Origin of the sequence: Rothia sp. HMSC075F09, assembly GCF_001810515.1 — a bacterium.
Taxonomy (GTDB): domain Bacteria; phylum Actinomycetota; class Actinomycetes; order Actinomycetales; family Micrococcaceae; genus Rothia.
Genome location: NZ_KV801774.1, coordinates 32506 through 53010, shown reverse-complemented (window position 1 = coordinate 53010; position 20505 = coordinate 32506). Strand labels below are relative to the sequence as shown.

11 protein-coding genes and 1 pseudogene are annotated in these 20505 nt (G+C 58.4%); 5 read left to right on the top strand and 7 right to left on the bottom strand.

All coding sequences use genetic code 11. From position 1 onward, the window contains the following. Positions 1 to 358, bottom strand: a pseudogene (locus HMPREF2749_RS01175) (hypothetical protein); the annotation flags it as partial. Between the two features lie 1206 nt (positions 359 to 1564). Between HMPREF2749_RS01175 and HMPREF2749_RS01165 the strand changes: the two are divergent. Next, positions 1565 to 2230 (top strand): hypothetical protein, encoded by a 666-nt coding sequence (locus HMPREF2749_RS01165; protein ID WP_070593105.1) that lies wholly within the window; start codon positions 1565 to 1567, stop codon positions 2228 to 2230. A 110-nt stretch (positions 2231 to 2340) separates the two neighbouring features. On the opposite strand, the gene pdxT is transcribed toward HMPREF2749_RS01165, so the two are convergent. Together pdxT and pdxS are read right to left on the bottom strand one after the other, a co-directional pair. Next, positions 2341 to 2979 carry a pyridoxal 5'-phosphate synthase glutaminase subunit PdxT gene (gene pdxT, locus HMPREF2749_RS01160; RefSeq protein WP_049346512.1) on the bottom strand — a complete coding sequence of 213 codons (639 nt, stop codon included), beginning with the start codon at positions 2977 to 2979 and terminating at the stop codon, positions 2341 to 2343. Between the two features lie 107 nt (positions 2980 to 3086). Then, positions 3087 to 3992, bottom strand: a complete 906-nt coding sequence (gene pdxS / locus HMPREF2749_RS01155; RefSeq protein WP_005507298.1) for a pyridoxal 5'-phosphate synthase lyase subunit PdxS — start codon at positions 3990 to 3992, stop codon at positions 3087 to 3089. A 435-nt stretch (positions 3993 to 4427) separates the two neighbouring features. Here pdxS and HMPREF2749_RS01150 point away from each other — a divergent pair, with 435 nt between their 5' ends. Together HMPREF2749_RS01150 and HMPREF2749_RS01145 are read left to right on the top strand one after the other, a co-directional pair. Next, positions 4428 to 6068 carry a Na+/H+ antiporter gene (locus HMPREF2749_RS01150; RefSeq protein WP_005507297.1) on the top strand — a complete coding sequence of 547 codons (1641 nt, stop codon included), beginning with the start codon at positions 4428 to 4430 and terminating at the stop codon, positions 6066 to 6068. 196 nt (positions 6069 to 6264) lie between these two features. After that, entirely contained in the window at positions 6265 to 7785 is a 1521-nt protein-coding gene (locus HMPREF2749_RS01145; protein WP_070593103.1) for an MATE family efflux transporter, read from the top strand. 101 nt (positions 7786 to 7886) lie between these two features. Here the strand turns inward: HMPREF2749_RS01145 and nadE are convergent, their stop codons facing one another. Beyond that, positions 7887 to 8720 (bottom strand): ammonia-dependent NAD(+) synthetase, encoded by an 834-nt coding sequence (nadE, locus tag HMPREF2749_RS01140; RefSeq protein WP_049343527.1) that lies wholly within the window; start codon positions 8718 to 8720, stop codon positions 7887 to 7889. 361 nt (positions 8721 to 9081) lie between these two features. Here nadE and HMPREF2749_RS01135 point away from each other — a divergent pair, with 361 nt between their 5' ends. Both HMPREF2749_RS01135 and HMPREF2749_RS01130 read left to right on the top strand, forming a co-directional pair. After that, positions 9082 to 10326: an adenine-specific methyltransferase EcoRI family protein gene (locus HMPREF2749_RS01135; protein ID WP_065425405.1), complete on the top strand. Its 1245-nt coding sequence runs from the start codon at positions 9082 to 9084 to the stop codon at positions 10324 to 10326. After that, entirely contained in the window at positions 10316 to 11485 is a 1170-nt protein-coding gene (locus tag HMPREF2749_RS01130) for a GmrSD restriction endonuclease domain-containing protein (RefSeq protein ID WP_049356098.1), read from the top strand. Before HMPREF2749_RS01135 ends, HMPREF2749_RS01130 begins: the two co-directional genes overlap by 11 nt. A 130-nt stretch (positions 11486 to 11615) precedes the next feature. On the opposite strand, the gene HMPREF2749_RS09275 is transcribed toward HMPREF2749_RS01130, so the two are convergent. The 3 genes from HMPREF2749_RS09275 to HMPREF2749_RS01120 all read right to left on the bottom strand — a co-directional run bounded on the left by HMPREF2749_RS09275 (position 11616) and on the right by HMPREF2749_RS01120 (position 20296). Next, entirely contained in the window at positions 11616 to 11756 is a 141-nt protein-coding gene (locus tag HMPREF2749_RS09275; RefSeq protein WP_168162423.1) for a hypothetical protein, read from the bottom strand. A 95-nt stretch (positions 11757 to 11851) separates the two neighbouring features. Beyond that, entirely contained in the window at positions 11852 to 15892 is a 4041-nt protein-coding gene (locus tag HMPREF2749_RS01125; RefSeq protein ID WP_070593098.1) for a S8 family serine peptidase, read from the bottom strand. A gap of 417 nt (positions 15893 to 16309) precedes the next feature. Next, a complete protein-coding gene (locus HMPREF2749_RS01120) occupies positions 16310 to 20296 on the bottom strand; it encodes a S8 family serine peptidase (RefSeq protein WP_070593096.1) in 3987 nt (1328 codons plus the stop codon). Between the last annotated feature and the right edge of the window lie 209 nt (positions 20297 to 20505).

Sequence of the window (20505 nt, the reverse complement as noted above, 5' to 3'; positions counted from 1 at the left end):
GGGGGGGGGGGAAGTTCGCCTGGTTGCGCACAACATGCCGCGCGGAGACGTAGGAGGGCAGTGCCGTACCGCGGTCGGCGCTGATGGCTTCCTGCTGCTTGAGGGCTTGAGCTTTCGCGGCTTCGTCAGGTTCAAGGCAGGGGGTGGAGGTCTTCTTCGCCGCGGAAGAGGAAGCGGACCCGGCGGCGCTTGAAGCTGACGGGGATGAAGCCACGGTTGTGTTCGAGGGTGCGGGAGTGTTTGATGCCGTGCTGGTGGAGCTACCGCAGGAGGCAAGAAGCAGGGGGAGAATCGCCAGCGCGGCACTGCGTCGTAGACCGCTGGAACGGAACGAAAGAAAAACAGGGGTGTGGGTCATGAGACCACCTCACAAGAGGGATGGAACGATATATTGCGTCTAAACATACCCAAATATTTGATATGTGGTCAATGGAAAATACCATCTTAGTTTAAAACCAACACTCTAGACACAAGGTGTGCTACCCAGTAGTCTTAAGGTTCTGACCTGCTTAAACATGAGGTAGATAGGGTAAGAGTGCGGAGATTTTGCGGGTCACTTACTGTTTTAGCTTTGGTTTTGGGGCTTAGTAGATAAGAAAAACAACATTGAGGCTATGTATTCGGTGTTCCGCTACTAGCGTTTTATGCTACTGAAAGGAAATGGCATCATGAATTCTACTTATAAGATGTTTGCCGTAAATGAGAAAATAATTTTATATATCTTGTTTCTCATTGTATTGCAATTTTTCTATATTTTCCCAACTAGCCTGTATATAGAGTTCAATGGATTTGTCTCGCCATGTGATAGGTGGCAAAGTGCATATTTCGACTATATACCCTTCTTCGTGGTGGGAGTTGTATTAGCTAGCTTGTGGCAGATCTTTAGTATATGGCTGGGTGTAAAGCTTCGCATAGGCATTTTTTGGATTGCGTCGCTATATTTAGTTTTTAAAATGTATGGGACTTATGAAATTTTAAAAGGCAATATCTTAAGTTCATGTAAAGTTCCTACAGAATATATGCATGGAATATTGTGGCCATATGATCTACAGGCATTCATTCTATTGGGTCCCGATATTGTCTCATGCGTTATTTTTATAGCAGTTTTTATTGCATGTTCTAAGCGTAGCTACTGGATACCAACCCTCGCAGCTGTAGCCGCATTTGTTGCGCAGTGCGTCCTCTCGGTGCTGCTCTGGGAATACGTTAGGGGACTTATCTATTTCCTCCTGCAGTAGCGTTGGGCCGTTGAGGTGCAGGCTTTTACGGAGTTCGAGGTTGCATAAAGGGCGCTCCAACCGTGCCCCTCTGGATATGTTGGCTTCTGCTGATTATCGGGCAAATAACAATATCTGATGCTGGTGTCTTTGTGCCGTATTTGCTTCAAGAGCCCGGTGGCTTCCGTGTTTGCGCAAGTCAAGACGCTGAATAAGCTTGTTTGTCGATTTTCTTTCGAGCTGTTGGCTTTTAAAAAATAAACATAATTTTCTCTTGACCACGTATCAAAACTGCCCGTATAGTGAGGGTCAATTCGGTATGTTCCAGCCCACAATGAGGTAACATCATGACCCTGAATTCTAGGACCCCCAACCCCCGCTATAGCGCACTGCGATACGGTGCCGCTCTCTTAACCCTGCCCCTGTTCCTTGCCGCCTGCGGTGGTGCAAACACCGCGGCAAGCAGCACCCCCTCACCCTCCACGGCGAGCGCCTCAGCAACGGCAAGCACCACGCCCACCGTCAGCTGCTCCTCATACTCCGCTGAAGATCTCGCATCAGCAGAAGCCGCCAAGCCCGTCCCGCGCACCGATGAACAATACCCCGCGTACATCCAGTACCGGCACATCCTCGCAGACGGCGCCCACATGATTGAGCCCAGCGAAATCGACAGCAAGTGCCACGCCGCACTCAAAGCAGGGCGGAGCACCTTCCCCGAATACGTTCAAAACATCGATGCCTACAACGCTCGCCCCAGCGTTGGACTCTCCGACCCCTTCGCCGGTAGCGAGTACCGAGACATCAAGGACCGCAACGAATTCATCCCTCACCGCGCCGACCTGGAAGAAGCCGCCTACCCCGAAATGATTATTCGTCTCTACGAAAAGTGGTACGAGGCAGCCCCCGCAGACATCAAGACGCTCAGCGACGCGAACCGTGCACGATTCCTCGCCACGAGCGCCTACCAGCAATGGAAGGCCCAGCCCCAAATCCCCAGCAGCTCCCGCGCATAAACCCACTCACGCATAAGCCCACGCAAAAACAGTTGTGGCGGTGACCGAACAACGGTCATCGCCACAACTCTTTAAACGGTCATTACCGGGCTTATTTTTTGGGGGAGGGGCTACTTGCCCTTCACCTCGCGTGCCAGAGCCAGTAGCTCCTCATGCACCGTCGTATCGCCCGTAACCTCCGGGTGGAAAGAAATACCAATCAGGTTGCCCGAACGCACACCCACAATCTTCCCCTCATGACGAGCCGTCACCTGCACACCCTCACCAGTGCCAGTTACAATCGGCGCACGAATAAACGCCGTATCAATAACCACCTCATCACCGGCAGGGGTCAGCCACGGCAGGCGCACCTCCGCAGAATCAACCTGCGAACCAAACGCATTACGACCCACGGAAACATCCAAAACACCCAGCGACTGCTGACCCGGCGCCGGATCATCAATACGCTCCGACAACATAATCAGGCCAGCACAGGTACCCAGAGTCGGCAGACCCGAAGAAATCGCCTCAATCAGCGGCTCACGCACACCAAAAATACGGGTCAAACGGTCAATCGTCGACGACTCACCACCCGGCAAAACCAACGCATCCAGACCCTCAAGCTGCTCACCAGTACGCACCCAACGCACCTGAGCGCCCAAAGACTCCAGCATCTCCGCATGCTCACTCACGCCGCCCTGCAACGCCAAAACACCAACCGTCAAACCCTCACCCGGCAAAACACCGGTAGGCTGAACCTTCTCAACCATCACCGCTCCCTTCACAAAAACAACAAAACAAGAAGGGGTGGGACCCGCCTCAGCGAACCCCACCCCCTCATCAAACACTCACCCCACAGACGGGGTGCGCGCACGAATTACCAGCCGCGCTCCGCCAGGCGGTGCGGTGCCGGAATGTCAGCAACGTTAATGCCGACCATAGCCTCACCCAGGCCGCGAGAAGCCTCAGCAACCTTCTCCGGGTCGTTGTAGAACGCGGTAGCCTTCACGATAGCCTTCGCACGAGCAACCGGGTCGCCCGACTTGAAAATACCGGAGCCAACGAACACGCCGTCAGCACCCAGCTGCATCATCATCGCAGCGTCAGCGGGGGTAGCCACACCACCAGCGGTGAACATCACCACGGGCAGCTTACCGGTCTGAGCAACCTCACGAACCAGCTCGTACGGTGCAGCCAGTTCCTTAGCCTTCACGTACAGCTCATCGGGCATGGTGTTGTACAGGCCCTGTAGCTCAGCAATCTGACGCTTAATGGTGCGGATGTGCTTAGTCGCCTCAGAGACGTCACCGGTGCCAGCCTCGCCCTTCGAACGGATCATAGCGGCACCCTCGGTGATACGGCGCAGAGCCTCACCCAGGTTGGTAGCACCGCACACGAAAGGCACCTTGAACTGGTGCTTATCAATGTGGTTCACGTAGTCAGCGGGAGAAAGAACCTCAGACTCGTCAATGTAGTCGACCTTCAGGGTCTCCAGAATCTGAGCCTCAACGAAGTGGCCGATGCGTGCCTTCGCCATGACCGGAATCGAAACAGCATCAATGATGCCCTCAATCATGTCCGGGTCAGACATACGAGCCACGCCGCCCTGCGCACGAATATCCGCGGGAACGCGCTCGAGAGCCATGACGGCAACAGCGCCAGCATCTTCAGCGATCTTAGCCTGTTCGGGGGTGACGACGTCCATGATGACGCCGCCCTTGAGCATGTCGGCCAGGCCGCGCTTAACAAGCGGGCTGCCGGTTACGGTGTTGTTATCAGTCATGACCTTATCTTCTCACGTTCTGAGTGTTCGCGCGCACTCACAGGGGCGGATTTTCTGTTCTCTGACACAGTACGACCCCAAGTTCACGTCAGAACGACACAAAACGTCATGAAAAGCGGTTAGAGTAGGGCGGTTCATGGGCTGAGCAGGCCCGGCTGAGCAGACCCGCCGGATGCACGCAGGTCGCCTCCCATAAACTCACATCCCGAGCGGCCATAAGGCAAGGTTTTGCTCAGGGTAAACATCCACCCACCCGCACTGAACAACGGTAAAATACAGAAGCTACGCCCGCACTCGTCCCCACGCGGAAGCCTCACGGCCCAGGGAACGAGCAAAACATTTTGGGCACCCTGGCACCCGCACACTCGCGGACATCAGCCGTCTATCAGACGCACACCATGAACCAGCCGCCACATCCAAAAGGAACACACCAAATTGCTTGAAGTCATCATTGCCCTATCGCTGGCAATTCTTCTGGGTAATATCCTCGCCCATAAAATACGGATAACCCCCGCCATTCTGCTCATTTTCCTGGGGCTTGTGCTGGCGCTCATCCCCGTTCACGCCATGCACGAGGTGCGCGAGGTCGGGCTGCCACCGCACGTGATTCTCGAAATCTTCCTGCCCGTGATGCTGTTCTGGGAGACCCGAAACACCTCCTGGCGTGAGGCGCGCGCTCGTCTGCGCGGCATTCTGCTCTCGGGCACGGTGCTCGTAATTTTCACGGCGTTCGTTATCGCCTGGGTGCTTCACACATTTATGGGCGTCTTCATCTGGCCTGTGGCGCTGATTATCGGTGTGGCGCTCGCCCCCACCGATGCTGTGGCCGTGGCAACGCTCAACGGCAAACTCCCCAAATCTTCCATCACCACCCTTAAAGCGGAAGCACTCATTAACGACGGCACCACCCTAGTTCTTTTCGCACTCGCCCTGCAGCTTGCGGGTGGTCATGAACTTACCCTGGGGACTGCATCCGGAATGTTCTTCTTCTCGTTCCTGATTGGAACTCTCGTTGGCCTGGCCGTCGGATGGGGTGTAGATAAGCTGCGTGCGCACATCGGCAACCCCATGAACTTCAGCGTGTTCATGTTTACCGTGCCGTTTATTGCTTTCTTCCTGGCTGAAGAGATCGAGCCTTTTGAGGGCATGAAAGGTTCCGGAGTGGTGGCTGTGGTGGTCGCCGCTTTCTACCTGACCTATCGCGGACCGGATACCATCAAACCCCAAAACCGTTTCTACGGTCTGCCCATCTGGTCGTTTGTCTCCTATGTCATGAACGGTGCGCTCTTCGTGCTCGTGGGTGTTCAGCTGCCCAGCGCCACAGCGCCTGTGGATGATGTTCTTCGTGAATACAACTATGCGTGGGCTTTGACGTTCGCCGTGATTGTGGTGGCATGGCTTGTTTCCATTGCGGCGCGTTTTATTTTCCTGCACGTCTCGATCGGTATTATTCGTGCCCTTGACCGTTCAGAAAAGCAGAAGCAGCTGCGCACAACTTTCCGTGGCCGTGTAGTGAGTACCTTTGCGGGACTGCGCGGCGGTGTTTCCCTCGCGGTGGCTCTCTCCGTGCCGACTGATGTTCCCGCGCGTGACTTTATTATCTTTGTTGTTGCGGGCGTGGTTCTGCTGTCGATGGTGGTTCAGGGGATGCTCCTGCCGCTCGTTATTAGGTGGGCGAAAATTCCGGTTGATACCACCGAAGAAGATGAGATTAATGAAGCAATCCGCACGATCATTGCCGAGTCCTTCGACTCTGTGGCTGAGATCGGCCAGGAAATTGGTGCACCACAGTGGATTATCGACCGCATTGCCGACGAACAGATGTACAACGCGAGTATACACCGCAACCTGCACGCCGTTCGTAAAGACGGTGCGAATGCGCCGGAAGAAGCCCGCCGCATTATTGAAGCGGGCGACCTTGAGAAAGAGCTGCGCCTGCGGCATTTGGAGAAGCAACGCAGCGTGCTCAAGCGCCTGCGTAATGAGCGCATAATCGACACGAATGTGCTCCACGCGATTCAGGAAATCCTGGATATTGAGGAGGTTCGCGTGCTTGGTCCGGTTGAACTCGAATAGCTCACACTCCTACATGCGATACGTATGAGGCGAGGCGCCCCACCCCTAAACGGGGAGGGGCGCCTCGTTACTTTTTTGTCTAAACCCCTAGCCCAACCACTACGTGGAAACGGTACAATACACTAGCCCGTTTTTTGTGCGGACCACGCTTCTTACCGCGCACCGGACACAACACAGACTAGAACCACAGGAACCTATGACGTCCCACCAGACTGAAAACAACGCGCCCAAAAATAGCGCAGCACCCAAAAATAGCGCACCCGCCGCAGGACACCGCCCGCACGGCGCAAGCGAAGACCCGCAGAACATCTACCTGCTCAAAGACGCCCCCATCCTCAAGGCGCTCCTCTCCCTCGGCGTGCCCATGGCGCTCGGCCTCGCCATCACCAGCATCTACAACGTGGTGAACTCCTACTTCGTCGGCCACTACGGCGGCACCGAAGACCTCGCCGCCACCAGCTACGGCGTGCCCGTCTTCGGCGTCATCATGGCGATCGCAGGCCTGTTCGGCCTGGGCTCCTCAACCCTCGCCTCCCGCAAGCTCGGTGAAGGCCAGCCCGCCCACGAAATTCACCGCGTCACCTCCTTCGCCCTCTACTCGGCGCTCGGTGCCGGTATCGTCGCGGCGGCTATCGGCTTCATCCTCGCCGACCCGATCACCAGCATCATGGGTGCATCCGGCGGCTCCTACGAACCGACCCGCATCTACGTGCACCTCATGTTCCTCGGCGCGCCCCTCGCTATCGGCATGTTCACCCTCGAACAGCTCGTCCGATCCGAAGGCTACGCCAAGCAGTCCATGTACGGCATCATCGTTGGCACCGTCGTCACCTGCATCTTCGACGTGCTGTTCATCGCCATCATGGGCATGGGCGTCGCCGGTGCCGGTTGGGCGATGCTGCTGGCGAACGGCGCATCCATGCTGTACTACCTGCTGTTCCTGATGCGTCAGAGCGAGAACTTCTCCGCAAACATCCGCGACTTCTCCCTCGACCCCGCCATTATCAAGCCCGTGGTCGCGGTCGGTGCCGCCGAGCTCATTCAGAGCCTCAACCTGATCTTCGCCGCCCTGCTGCTGAACAACCTCGCCGCCTCCTACGGTGACGACACCGTCGCGGCGTTCGGCCTGGCAATGCGCCTGAACATGGTGCCCGAAATGCTCTGCATGGGCCTGTGCATGGGCGGTATCCCGCTGTACGCCTACGCGTACGGTGCCCGCAACGGCGCTCGCGTGAAGGAGGCGCTGCGCACCGCAACGATCCTGTCCGTGGCGACCTCCGCGATCATCACCATTCCGGTGCTGATTTTCCGCCGTGAACTGCTCGCCGTGGTTGGCGATGCAAGCCTCATCGACACCGGTGAAGAGGTCATGATCGCACTCATGCTCGCCGCCGTGTTCAACGCGGTCAGCATCGTGTTCGTCTCCTGGTTCCAGGCGTCCGGTAAGGGTCGCCCGGCAATGCTGATGACCATCGGTATTGCGCTGCTGTTCTTCCCAGCCGTGTACTTCGGCAACATGTGGTTCGGATTTAAGGGCCTGACCTGGGCGTTCCCCTTCACCCAGGTGCTCGCCTGCGCGTTGGGCCTGGTGCTGTTCCTCGCCACGGGTGGCGCGAAGGTACCGCCCGCTGAAGCTGAGGTTGAGGCTGAAGGTTCTGAGGATTCGGACGTTCAGGCTGCCCAGGTTTCTGGCGCACAGCCCGAACAGAAGGCATAGTCCTCGGTCTGCAAAAGCATAGTAAAAGCCCCGGACTCCCACCATGGGAGCCGGAGCTTTTACGTTGGTTTCTATGCTAGTGGAGGCGCTAGTTCTTCCGCCTAGTTCTTCCACCAGGAATCAAAAATCGTCACCGGGGTAGTGCGCTTATGGCGGCTACGCAGGTAAATCTGCTCCAGCTTCGCAGCTGCCGCCTCGTCGATTTCCTTACCCTCCAGGTAGTCATCAATCTGCGGGTAGGTCAGACCCAGCTCATCCTCATCGGTGCGGCCGGGTACGCCGTCCAGCAGGTCAGCCGTCGGCGGCTTAGCCCACAGACGCTCAGACGCACCCAAAACACGCAGCAGCAACTGGTTCTGGCGCTTATTCAGGCCGTACAGCGGCAGCAGATCCGCGCCGCCGTCACCGAACTTCGTGAAGAAACCCGTAATGGACTCCGCCGCATGGTCGGTACCCACCACCAGGTAGCCGGGGCCGCCAGCAACCGCGTACTGGGCGATCATGCGGGCGCGCGCCTTCACATTACCCTTGTTGAAGTCGCTGATCTGCTCGCCGGTCGCCTCAGTGTAGGCGCTGTCGAAACCGTCCACGGCTTCGGCAATGTTGAAGGTCAGGGAGCGGGTGGGCTGGATGAAACGCAGCGCCTCCTGCGCGTCCTCTTCGTCGTGCTGCACACGGTAGGGCAGGCGCACCGCCACAAACTCGGTGGTGCGGCCGCGCTCGTTGAGGCGGTCGACCGCCAGCTGGCAGAGGCGACCTGCCAGGGTGGAGTCGATGCCGCCGCTGATGCCCAGTACCAAGCCGCGGCTTCCGGTGGCTTCCAGGTAGTCGCAGATGAACTGGATGCGGCGCTCCACTTCTTCGCGTGCCTGCTCTTCGGTCATGTTGGGCTTGACGCCCATTTCACGGATGATCTGTGCCTGTAATTCACGCATGACTTAAGTGTACGCTCCACCTTATAGCCAGCGCGGTGAACCGCCGAGGGAGGCGAGGTAGTGTTCCACACGGTGCGTTCAGCGCGGCGTACGCGGCGGGTTCAGTGCTGCTCTAGCCTTCCTCCAGTTCCGCAAATACGTAGCGTACTCACAGGTTGCAATCCTTGTTCAACCCTCCCTGTTTGCTAGGATGAGAGGGATTGCCCATCGACATGAGCATCAAGCCGGACAAAACCGACGAGAGCAACCGATAGAAGGAGTAGGCTCCCCATGATGATAAGCAAGCGGGGGGGGCCAGCGCTAATGGCCTGCTGACCCCGACCAGAAAGCCCACCACTATCACCAAAGAAGGTGATAAGTGATGGCCGGGAAAAGCGTGCTTAGCCGCGCGGCGAAGGCCAAAGAGGATGAGTTCTACACGCAGCTCAGCGACATCGAGAATGAGATGCGGCACTATCGTGCGCATTTCAAAGGCAAAACTGTGTTCTGCAACTGCGACGATCCGTTTGAGAGCAACTTCTTCAAATACTTCGTGCTGAACTTCAACAAGCTAAAGCTGAAGAAGCTCATTGCGACATGCTACGACGGTTCACCGATAGCAAATCAGCAGCTATCTCTATTTGACGTTCTCGGACTCGATGCAGTTCAGGATGAAGGGAAACGAGGCAAACCCTACAAGGCCGTGGTCACCACGGTTCACGATACGACCGGTAACGGTGGCATCGATATGCTGGACGTGAAGAATCTTTTCAAGAACGGGGAGAACCAGCTCACCGAGCTTGAAGGGAATGGGGACTTCCGGTCGAAGGAATGCGTTGCGTTGATGGATGAGGCCGACATCGTGGTAACGAACCCACCATTCTCACTGTTTCGCGAGTACGTGGCCCAACTCATGAAACACGATAAGAAGTTCATCATCATCGGCAGCAAGAATGCGATTACCTACAAAGAAATCTTCCCATACATCATGAACGTAAAGCTATGGCTGGGGTATGGATTTGCTAACGGCAACTCGTATTTCAAGATTCCCCCAGAAAATGCACGTGCTTTCGCTAACGGGGTGTATGACCCGGAAAAGGGCCTTGTCCATTTTAGAAACGTCACATGGTTCACGAACCTTGACATTAAGAAGCGGCACGAGGAGATGATTCTTGTCCGAAAATATGAAGGGCATGAGTCGGATTACCCGAAGTACGACAACTATGACGCTATCGATGTAAGTAAGACATCCGACATACCAGAGGACTATGCAGGTCTTATGGGTGTTCCAATCACATTCCTCGATAAGTACAGTCCTGACCAATTCGACATCGTTGGCATCGCTAAGGCCGGCGCTGGTGACATGACCCTCCGGACGAAAATATACCCTCGGCAGGTTCAAATCAGCAAAACGGGTAAAGAATCGTTGGTGACGAAGCTTAATGATGGTCCGGCCTTGAAGGTAAAGGAGCCACCAGAGAACAGCACCTACTATCGCATCGACGATGACATATTCGTGCAGGTTTATGCACGTATTCTAATCCGCAACAAGCATCCACGGGGCGCTTTTGACTGCTTCCCGCTTAACCCGAATGAGACCGACAAAGGAGCGTTGAATGCAGATTGAGCAGCGCACCATCACCGTTCGTGACGTGACCGACGACTATCTCAACAACGACGAGGAAGGCGTCAAAGGCTATCACGACCGGCTCGACATCCGTCCTCCGTACCAGCGCGAGTTCGTGTATAAGGACAAGCAGCGTGACGAGGTGATTCGCACGGTCCTTAAAGGCCTTCCGTTGAACGTGATGTACTGGTGCAAGACCGGCAAGAACGAGGATGACAAGGAGACCTACGAGGTGCTGGATGGCCAGCAGCGCACCATCAGCCTCTGCGAATACGTGGACGGCAGCTACTCCGTGGATGACAAGTACTTCGACAACCTCCCGCAGGATTTGAAGGACGAGATACTCAACTACGAGTTATTCGTGTACGTGTGCGATGGCACGGACAGCGAGAAGCTCGACTGGTTCAGAATCATCAACATCGCGGGTGAGCAACTCACCGACCAGGAACTACGCAACGCGGTGTATGCCGGCCCATGGGTCAGCGACGCTAAACGCTACTTTAGTAAGAGCAGCGGTCCCGCATACAAAATCGCTGGTGATTACCTGAAGGGTGACGCTATCCGTCAGGACTACCTCCAAACCGCGATTAGCTGGGCCGCGAAAGCCGAGAACGTCAACATCGAACAGTACATGGCCCAGCACCAGTACGACACGAACGCAGTAGCTCTTTGGAACTACTTCCGCTCCGTCATTGACTGGATTCCCGCGACCTTCTCCACCAAATACTACAGGGAGATGAAGGGCTTGCCGTGGGGCATCTACTACAACGAGAACAAGGACCGAACCGACCTTGACCCCAAGAAGCTGGAAGAAGCCACGGCCAAACTCATGGGGGACGAGGATGTGACGAACAAACGCGGCATCTTCCCGTTCCTACTGACCGGTGACGTGAAGAACCTTTCCATCCGTCAGTTCGACCGTGCGACTAAACTCGCAGCCTACGAGAAACAAAGGCATAAGTGCCCCACATGTGGCAAGACGTTCGAATTCAATAAGATGGACGGTGACCACATCATCCCGTGGTCCAAGGGTGGCAAGACCGTTCCGGAGAACTGCCAGATGCTCTGCAAGGAATGTAACCTCAAGAAGGGCGCGCAGACCTCCGCAAGCGAGAAGGCCGCTGGCTGGACCGATTGGCTCCTCGATGCGCTCCTCTGACTTGCATAACCAGAGGTAACCCAACCAGATAAAATAAGGGGTGCCCACCGGCACGTAACCGGTGGGCACCCCTTATTTGATTCAAAACCAACACGTTAGTCTAACAGCCCCTTTCTTTTTCAAAGGAATATCAGTGGCTTAGATTTTCAAAGACGCTCTCATAGCGGTCAACGAAGTCCGCCGCCGCGTTCAGAAGCTCCTCCTGATTGGGGGCATCCTGGATAGCTGACAGCGTCTCATCCTCGCCGTTCTGAACCTGTAACTCACGCATAAGTTAAGTCTACGCCGCAGACATAACAGCCCACAGAAAAGGCCGTGCCGGGGCAGGAAACTCCACCCCGACACGGCCCTCACGTCCGCATCCGACTAGCGGTTATTCAGCACACGCACGTTATAGCGGTGCAAGAACGCCGCCATCGCGCCACGCTCAATCGGCTGAACCGGACGGAACGAACCATCAGCCCAACCAGTCGTAATACGCTGATCAGCCAACCACGAAATCTCACGATAGAACTGGCTACCGGCCGACACGTCACTAAACGGCGAAGCCACCGGAGCCGAATATGCCGGCGAACCCGCAAAACGGTAGAAGAACGCCGCCATAGCATCACGATTCACCGCAGCATTCGGACGGAACGTACCATCCGACCAGCCGGTCGTAATACCGCGGGCACGCATCCACTCAATCTCCTTGAAGAACGGGTGATCACGCGGCACATCCTTAAAGCTCGGAGTGGACGGTGCAGTGAACTGCGGCGAACCCGCCATACGGTAGAAGAACGCCGCCATCGCGCCGCGCTCCACCGAACCGTTCGGGCGGAACGTGCCGTCCGGGTAGCCGGTCGTAATACGACGCTGAGCCAGCCAGTTAATGTCATTCACGAACGGGTAATCTGCCGGAACATCCGTAAAGTGCGCGCTCGCGGCGGTAGCCTCAGAGTTCGACGAGACACGCAGAACCTGCGCACGCTCACCCGCAGCACCGTTCACGCCGGACAGGTCGCCGGTCGCATTGTGCATGTGCAGGAACAGTGCAGAAACGTTCTTCGCGTCGCCGTTACGGTGCGCCACCAGCTGAGTCTCCGGCGCATCCACGAACAGGTTCGGCACGCCCGCCGAATCGCCACTGAACCACAGCTTCGGTGCCGCATAGTTGAACACCACCGAATCAGTCGTATCAACCACAGTCGTAGCGGAGAACGCGCTCGAAGTGGTCACCGAGTACGAAATCTCGGTCGACTCAGCCTCGGGGTCCAGGCCCAGAACGCTCAGCGGAACAGTCATCACCAGAGTGTTCGAATCCATGATGTTGGTGTCCGTATCACCCCAGGTGCCGTTCAGCGGGTACAGGGCGTTCTCGATAGCCTGCCACTTGCCGTTGCTGCGCTTAGAAACCTTCACCAGCGGGTAGTCCAGACCCTTCTCACGCACCGTCTGCAGGCGGTAGTCGCTCGTGCCGTCCTTGTCGGTGTCAACGAACACGTAGTAGGTGCCGCGCGGGGTCACCTCCTGCCAGTTACCCCAGGTGGAAATACCGAAGGACAGGCGCGCCTCGGAGGTATCCGCACCGGCAGCCTTCAATGCCGCCACGTCCGAGGCGGCACCCACGTACTGCAGGTCCATGCGGGAATCCGAACCCACACCCAGCTTCGCGGTCGGGATGCGCGGGCTCGAAGCGCCCAGCTCAAAAGCACCCAGCAGGGAGCGGTAACCGCCCTGATCCACCGCGGTACCCTGCAGGGTCAGGGTCTGCTCGGTCGCGCCGGAACCCTCAGCATCGAAGGCGATATCGGAGCCAGCCACACGCATCGCGGAGACAGGCTTCGGTGCCACGTGCAGCGGCATGCGCAGGGTCTTCACCGCAGCCGAGGAATCAGTATCGGTCAGGATCAGGCGGCCCGAAGCGCTCGCAATGTACTGGCGGGCACCCGAAATGGTCACCGTACCGGTCGAGTAGTTCACCGAATCCTGGGTCGGGTACATGGACGGGTCGCGGGTCTTCTCCAGCTTCGACGGGTCAATGCGCACCGTCACGGTGAACGTTGCCTTCTGGCCAGCACCCACAGACACGGACTGCGGGTAGGAGAACTCCACACCCGGGATGCTCGTGCTGCCCTCATAGTTCAGGGTGTAGGTGTGCGCCACCGAGTCGGTGTTCTCGACGCTCACGCGATGCTGCAGGGTCTGCACACCGGCGTTCGGGGCGTACTCGAGCACACCGAAAGTGTCCGAAACCTGTTCGGGGCGTGCCGCGTTGAACAGCATCACGCGGTCAGCCACCGCCGCACGCGTGTTGATGCGGCCGGTACCCACGCGGTCCACCGCGTACGGGTTACCCCAGGCGTCCTGCATGCGGTGGTCGGCGGTGTTCATGATGGCGGTCTTAATCATGCGCGGACCGTACTCCGGGTGCGCCTGCATAATCAGCGCCGCAACACCGGCAACAAACGGCGTGGACATGGACGTACCGGTCTTCACGGTCGCCTCAGTGCCGCCACCGACCAGGATGGAGGAAATGTTCGTGCCCGGTGCCGCAACGTCCGGCTTGGTGATGCCGTGCGAACCGTGCATGCCGCGCGCGGTGGAGGTGTTCGCCTGATCCAGCTTGCCGTTGGGCACGCGGATTGAGTCGCGCAGGTTCTCGCCGAGCTGCAGGGTCAGCTCACCGGAATCAATCTGCGCGGAAAGGCGCTCCACCTGGCTCTTTGACAGGCGCACGCCCGGAATGGAGGAGTTGCCGCCGATAGCGGTGTCACCGACCTCAGTGTTCGAGGTGAGCACCACGCCGGTCGCGCCAGCCGCCTGCAGGTTGTCGAAGCGTACCTTCGAGCCGCAGGGTGCGGTGCCGTCAGCGTCCGCCCAGTCGATGAGAGCCCACTTGCCCTTCAGCGCTGCGGCTTCCTCTTCGGTGAATGCCTCGCAGGCGTAGCGGTTGCGGGAGGCGGCACGCACCACGGTACCGCGCAGCTGCTCTTTGGTTGCCTTCGAATAGTCGAAGCTCACCGAGTAGTCACCGTAGGTGTCCGCCTCGTTCGCGGGGGCGAGAATCTTCACGCGGTCCACCAGCTGGGTCGAGCCGATGGAGTTCGCCACGGTCAGGCCGTAGGCGCTGGTGCCGGGGCCGCCCGAGTTGGAGTAGGTGTCGCCCACGGCGTTGTAGTTGTTGGCGTTACCCGCTGCAACCACGGAGAGGATGCCCTCGCGGTAGAGGGAGCCGACCGCGTAGTTCACGGTCTCATCGAACACGCCGAACTCGTTGCCGAGCGACAGGTTCGCGATGTCGGCGCGGTCGGAGAAGTCGCCGTCGTCGTTGGGGTCGAGCACGCGGTCCAGGCCCTTGGGGACGAACGCGGTGGTGCCCTTACAACCGAAAATGCGCAGGCCAATCAGCTGGGCGTCCGGTGCGGAGCCGGGGCCAATCTTCATGTTGTTGAGCTGCTCTTCGGTGAGCTTGGAGTAGTCGCCGTGGAAGGTGCTGCCGTCCGCGTTCACGCCGTAACCTGCCGCGGTGCCCGCCACGTGACTACCGTGGCCGCCGCAGTCGAGCGGGTTGTTATCCGGGTGGGGAGTGGAGGTTTCCTTCTTACCGGAGTTGTAGTCGTCACCGACCAGGTCGTAGCCGCCAAGGAACTTCTTCGGATCGTAGGAGCCCTCGGGGATCGTGTCGGATGCCTTCGCCTTCTCGTAGGCTTCCTGGGTGCCGGGGCCACCCAAATCGGCGTGAGTGTAGTCGATACCGGTATCGAGCACGACAATCTTCACGCCCTTACCGGTGTAGCCGGTGGAGGCGGGATTCTGCTGGCTCTTCGCCCACACGGAGAGCGTGTCGGTGTCGATGAGGGTGCCGCTGTTCTGCGGTGCCATGTCCTCAATGATGCTGATGCGTTCCACATCGTCACGGTTCGCGAGCGCACGAATCTGCTCGACGTTACCGTAGAGCGCCACGCCGCGCATCGTGTTGTGGGTGGTGTACAGGACCTGCGCGCCGGACTCCTTCGCCGCGGAGGCGCCCTGCTGCTGCACGCTGGCGCGGATTGCCTGCACCTGTGCCTGCGCGTTGACGGGTGCCTGCGCGCGGGAGCGGACAGCGTCCGGCTGGGTCTGGGCGTACGCACCCTGACCCTTGAATCGGACGAATACGGCGCGTTCGCCGGTGGCGCCGTCCAGGCTGGGGGAGAGAACTTCGTTGTTGTTCTCGCCGGTGCCGGTGTTCTGGTGGGGTGCGTCCCGGTCTGCGCCGCGTACTACGCCCGGTGCCGCGTAGGCGGCGGTACCGAACGGCAGGGCGGTCAGCCCGAGGGTGAGCCCCAGGGTGAGTGCGCCGCAGCTGCGTGCCAGCTGCTTGAGGCGGCCCGGCTGTGTGTGCCGAGCGGCTCGCGCGGGGGTAGCTTCAGGGAAGGTTGCCACTGAATGCTCCTTTTTAGTGATGGTGTGTTTCTTAGCGGTTTCTGCACCGAGGTTCTGTGCCGAGAGTTCTGCTCGGAGAGCTGTACGGCAAGGGTTCTGCACCGAGAGTGCTACGGTGCGTCTGCACTGTGTTTCCAGTGCGCCTCCAGTGTGCCCATGCGGCGTGAGCGTCAAGGTTCATGCCGATGGTGAAGAAACCTTCACTTATTGTCTCAACGATTCTTTATATAACCTAGTCAGACTCGTATTACGGAACATGACGCGGAATACAAACTCACCCAACCGCAGAAAAAGGGAGCCGCACCGCTGCAGATAAACTGCAACGGTACGGCTCCCTCGGTAGAACCTGCTGAGGTAGCACCTACAGCGGTAGAACCTTATGAACCCTAGAATTCAGGGTTTTTAGATCCTGTGCCCCTAAATTTCAGGGCTTTCCTTCAGCACACCCGTGCTGTAGCGGTACACGAACGCCGCCATAGCGTCGCGGTGCACCGGCTCCACGGGGCGGAACGAACCATCGGGCCAGCCGGTGGTCACGCCCTGCTCAGCCAGCCACGAGATCTCGCGGTAGAACTGCTTGTCGGTCGGAACGTCCGTGAAACGAGCCTGCGCGGGGGCAGTGTACTCGGGCGAACCTGCGTAACGGTAGAAGAACGCAGCCATCGCGTCACGGTTCACCGAACCCTCCGGGCGGTAGGTGCCATCAGGCCAGCCGGTCGTGATGCCCTGAGCCTTCATCCACTCAATTTCCTTGTAGTAGGGGTGGTTGAGCGGGACATCCGAGAAGCTCGGGGTGGACGGTGCGGTGTACTGCGGCGAGCCGCTCATACGGTAGAAGTACGCAGCCATGGTTGCGCGGTCCATGTTGTTCAGCGGGCGGAAGGTGCCGTCCTGGTAGCCGCGGTCAATCTGACGGGCAGCAATCCACGTGATTTCACGGTAGAACTGGTTATCCGCCGGAACGTCGGTGAAGCGTGCATCGTGGATGGTACGAGCCACCTTCACGACCTGCGCACGGTCGCCAGCGGCAACACCGTTAGCGGTCTTACGGCCGCTCAGGTCACCGGTCGCGTTGTGCATGTGCAGGAACAGAGCCTGACGCTCCTTGTTGTTGTTCTTGCGGTGAACGGTCAGCTGACCGCCGTCACGGTCCACGAACAGGCCGGGCACGCCCGACTCCTCACCGGTGAACCAAACACCGGGGTTGAAGGGGGAGTACTCGATAGCCGAGGTGGTGTCCACGTAGGGGTTGCCATCGTTGTGCCAGGTGTCGGTCTGCACCGTGTACTTGATGCTCTGAGCCTTCTCAGCGGTCAGGCCCAGGTCCTTCAGCGGCACACCCAGAATCATGGTGTTGGTGTCCATGATGTTGGTGTCGGTATCGCCCCAGGCGTTGTTCAGCGGGTAGCGTGCCACCACGGTGGATGCGTTACCGGAGATGGACCAGACCTTCACCAGCGGGTAGTCCAGACCCTTCTCGCGGGTCACTTCCAGAACGTAGTCGGCGGTGGAGTCGTTGTTGGTATCAATCTGCACCTGTACCTGACGGCCCCAGTGCATGCTATCCCAGGTGCCCCAGGTCGAAATACCGAAGAACAGAGAACCATCGTTCGGGTTCTTGCCGGCAGCCTTCAACGCCGGAGCGTCCGAAGCGGCACCCACATACTGCAGGTCAACAGACTGGTTCGACGGCAGCTTCAGCTGACCGGACGGAATACGGTCACTGATCGCACCCAGCTCAAACGCACCCAGAAGCGAACGGTAACCACCCTGGTTCAGGGTCGTACCGCGCAGAGTCACCGTGGACTCCTTATCGGAGACGCCCTTGTAATCAATACGGGACGCATCCACACGCATCTTCGAGACGGGCTTCGGTGCCACGTGAATCGACTGGCGGATAGCCTCGCGGCCATTCTCCGAGAAAATCAGGCGACCAGAAGCGCTCGCAATGTACTGGCGCTTACCAGCAGCCAGAGTCTTACCGCTCGTCCAGTCCTGAGCAACCTGGTCGGCGCTCATCGCCGGGTCCATGGTCTTCTCCAGCTTGGACGGGTCAATACGCACGGTCACGGTTACGTTCTTACGCTCACCGGCACCCACGCTCACCTGCTGCGGGTAGGAGTACTCCACACCCGGGATGGTCGTGCTTGCCTCGTAGCTCAGAGTGTAGGTGTGAGCCTGCGAATCGGTGTTGTCCAGCACGATTTCACGCTGAACAGTCTGAATACCCGAATCGGGGGTGTACTCCAGCACACCAAACGCGGTCGAAACACGCTCGGGGGTCTTCGCATCGTACGCGATAACCTTCGCGTCCACGGCGGCGCGAGCATTCACCATGCCCGTACCCACACGATCCACCGCGTACTGCGCACCCTGCTCATTCTTAATCGGGGTGGACGCACCGTTCATCAGCGCAGCCTTAATCATCTGCGGGTTGTAATCCTGATGCGCCTGCATCACCAGGGCAGCAATACCGGTCACATGCGGGGTTGCCATCGAGGTACCGGTGAAGGAAACACCCTTATTACCCGTGCCCACAGCGGCAGAGACAATCTCAGTACCCGGTGCCGCAAGGTCAGGCTTAATGAAGCCATCAGAACCGTGCTGACCGCGAGCGCTCGAGGAATTCAAATCAAAAGCGTGCGAGTGAGGACCGCGGCCCGAAGCCTTGTAGTCCAGGTTCATCTCAACGGTCACCGGACCGGCTGCCAGAGCCTTCTCCAGGTCCTTCGTCGAAGAAGCAGTCAGACGCAGACCCGGAATGGTCGCATTACCACCAATGCCGATTGTGTAGCGCTCAGCCTTACCGGCCATCACCACGCCAACACCGCCGGCAGCCTGAACGTTATCGAAACGCACCTTCGAACCGCACGGGAACGTCAAATCGTCCTGATCCCACTCGAAGTAAACCCACTTACCCTTCAAAGCCTTCGCCTCTTCAGCGGTGAAAGCCTCGCAAGCGTAACGGTTACGCTTCGGTGCGGCAACAACCTCGCCGCGCAGCTGATCAGCGGACGCCTTCGAATAATCAAAGTTCACCGAGTAATCACCCTGCAACCACTCCAAACCAGTCTTCGTGGTCGCGCGGACACGGTCAATCGGCTGAGTCGAACCGTAAGCATTCGCCACAGACAGCGCCGCAGCCGCATTCGCGGGGCTACCCGAATCGGAGTAGGTGTCACCCACACCGTTGTAGTTATTGGCGTTACCGGCAGCGGCCACAGTGAACACACCCTGGCGCGCCATCGTATTAATCATGTACGACTCAGGGTCGTCAGCCGGGGCGAACTCGCCACCGAGAGACAGGTTCACAATGTCGGCGCGGTCAGAGAAATCACCGTCACCATTCGGGTCCATCACGGTATCAAGCGCCTTCATCACAACACTCGAATTGCCGTAGCAACCGAACACGCGAATCGCCAGAATCTGAGCCTCAGGAGCAGTACCGGGGCCAATAGACATGCCCTTCAGCTGCTCCTCCGTCAGGTTCTTGTAATCTCCACGGTAAGTCGTACCGTTCGCCGTCACACCATAACCGGCGGCAGTACCCGCCACGTGCGTGCCGTGACCGCCAGAACCGAAACCATCCGGGCGGCAATCCAACGGGTTATTATCCGGCTGCGGAGTCGACTTCTCAGCCACCGACGCATTGTAGTCATCACCGACCAAGTCAATGCCGCCAATGAACTTATTACGATCAATCAGACCCGAATCAGCGGACGGAAGCTCCGTCATCGCCTTAGCCTTCAGGTACGAATCCACCGTACCGGGGCCACCAAAATCAGCGTGCGTATAGTCAACACCGGAGTCAACAATCGCAATCTTCACGCCCTTACCCGTGTACCCCGTATTCTCACGAGTCCACGTGGCAAGAGTCTTCGTATCAATCTCGCTACCGGAGTTCATGCGCTCCTTCGCGATAATCGGCGAAATACGCTCCACATCCGGGCGCTCCGCCAACGCACGAATCTGCGCAGCATCACCAGTAATCGCCGCACCACGCATCGCATTATGCGTGGTGTACATCAGCTTCGCGCCAGAAGCAGCCGCCACAGACTGAGCCTGCGACTGCACCTGGGCTGCAATAGCCTGCACCTGCGCCTGACGGTTCGCCGGCGCCTCCTTACGTGCCAGAACAGCCGCGGACTGGGTCTGCTCATACGCGCCCTTGCCCTTGAACTGCACATACACGGTGATTTGGCCTTCAGCCTTCTGCAGGCCCGGGCTGATACGCGAGGCAGCGTCACCGGATGCGCTCGCAGTGCTTCCTTCGACCTGCTGGGGGCTCTGAGCGTGAGCTGCAGAGAAAGTGGCGGGAACGCCGAGAGTCAGGGCAAGAGCCGCACTCAAACCGGTCGCACCGACAGCCTTCATTCTGCGGCGTGGCGCATGAGGCGTTGTCATGGAATCCTCCTTCGGATTTTCTATTTTTCGGTAATGCTGTGTGCTCTGTGGTTGTGTATCGGTGATGTGCGGAGGCGGCCCCACCGGCAGACGACGAGTGAGTGCATCCGCCGGTGAAACCGCCACCAAAACTTGAGAGGTTCCGCGGTTTTCAGGCCCCGGACCCTGCCGGTTCCGGGTACCCCTCCCACCCCATGCAGGGGACGGGA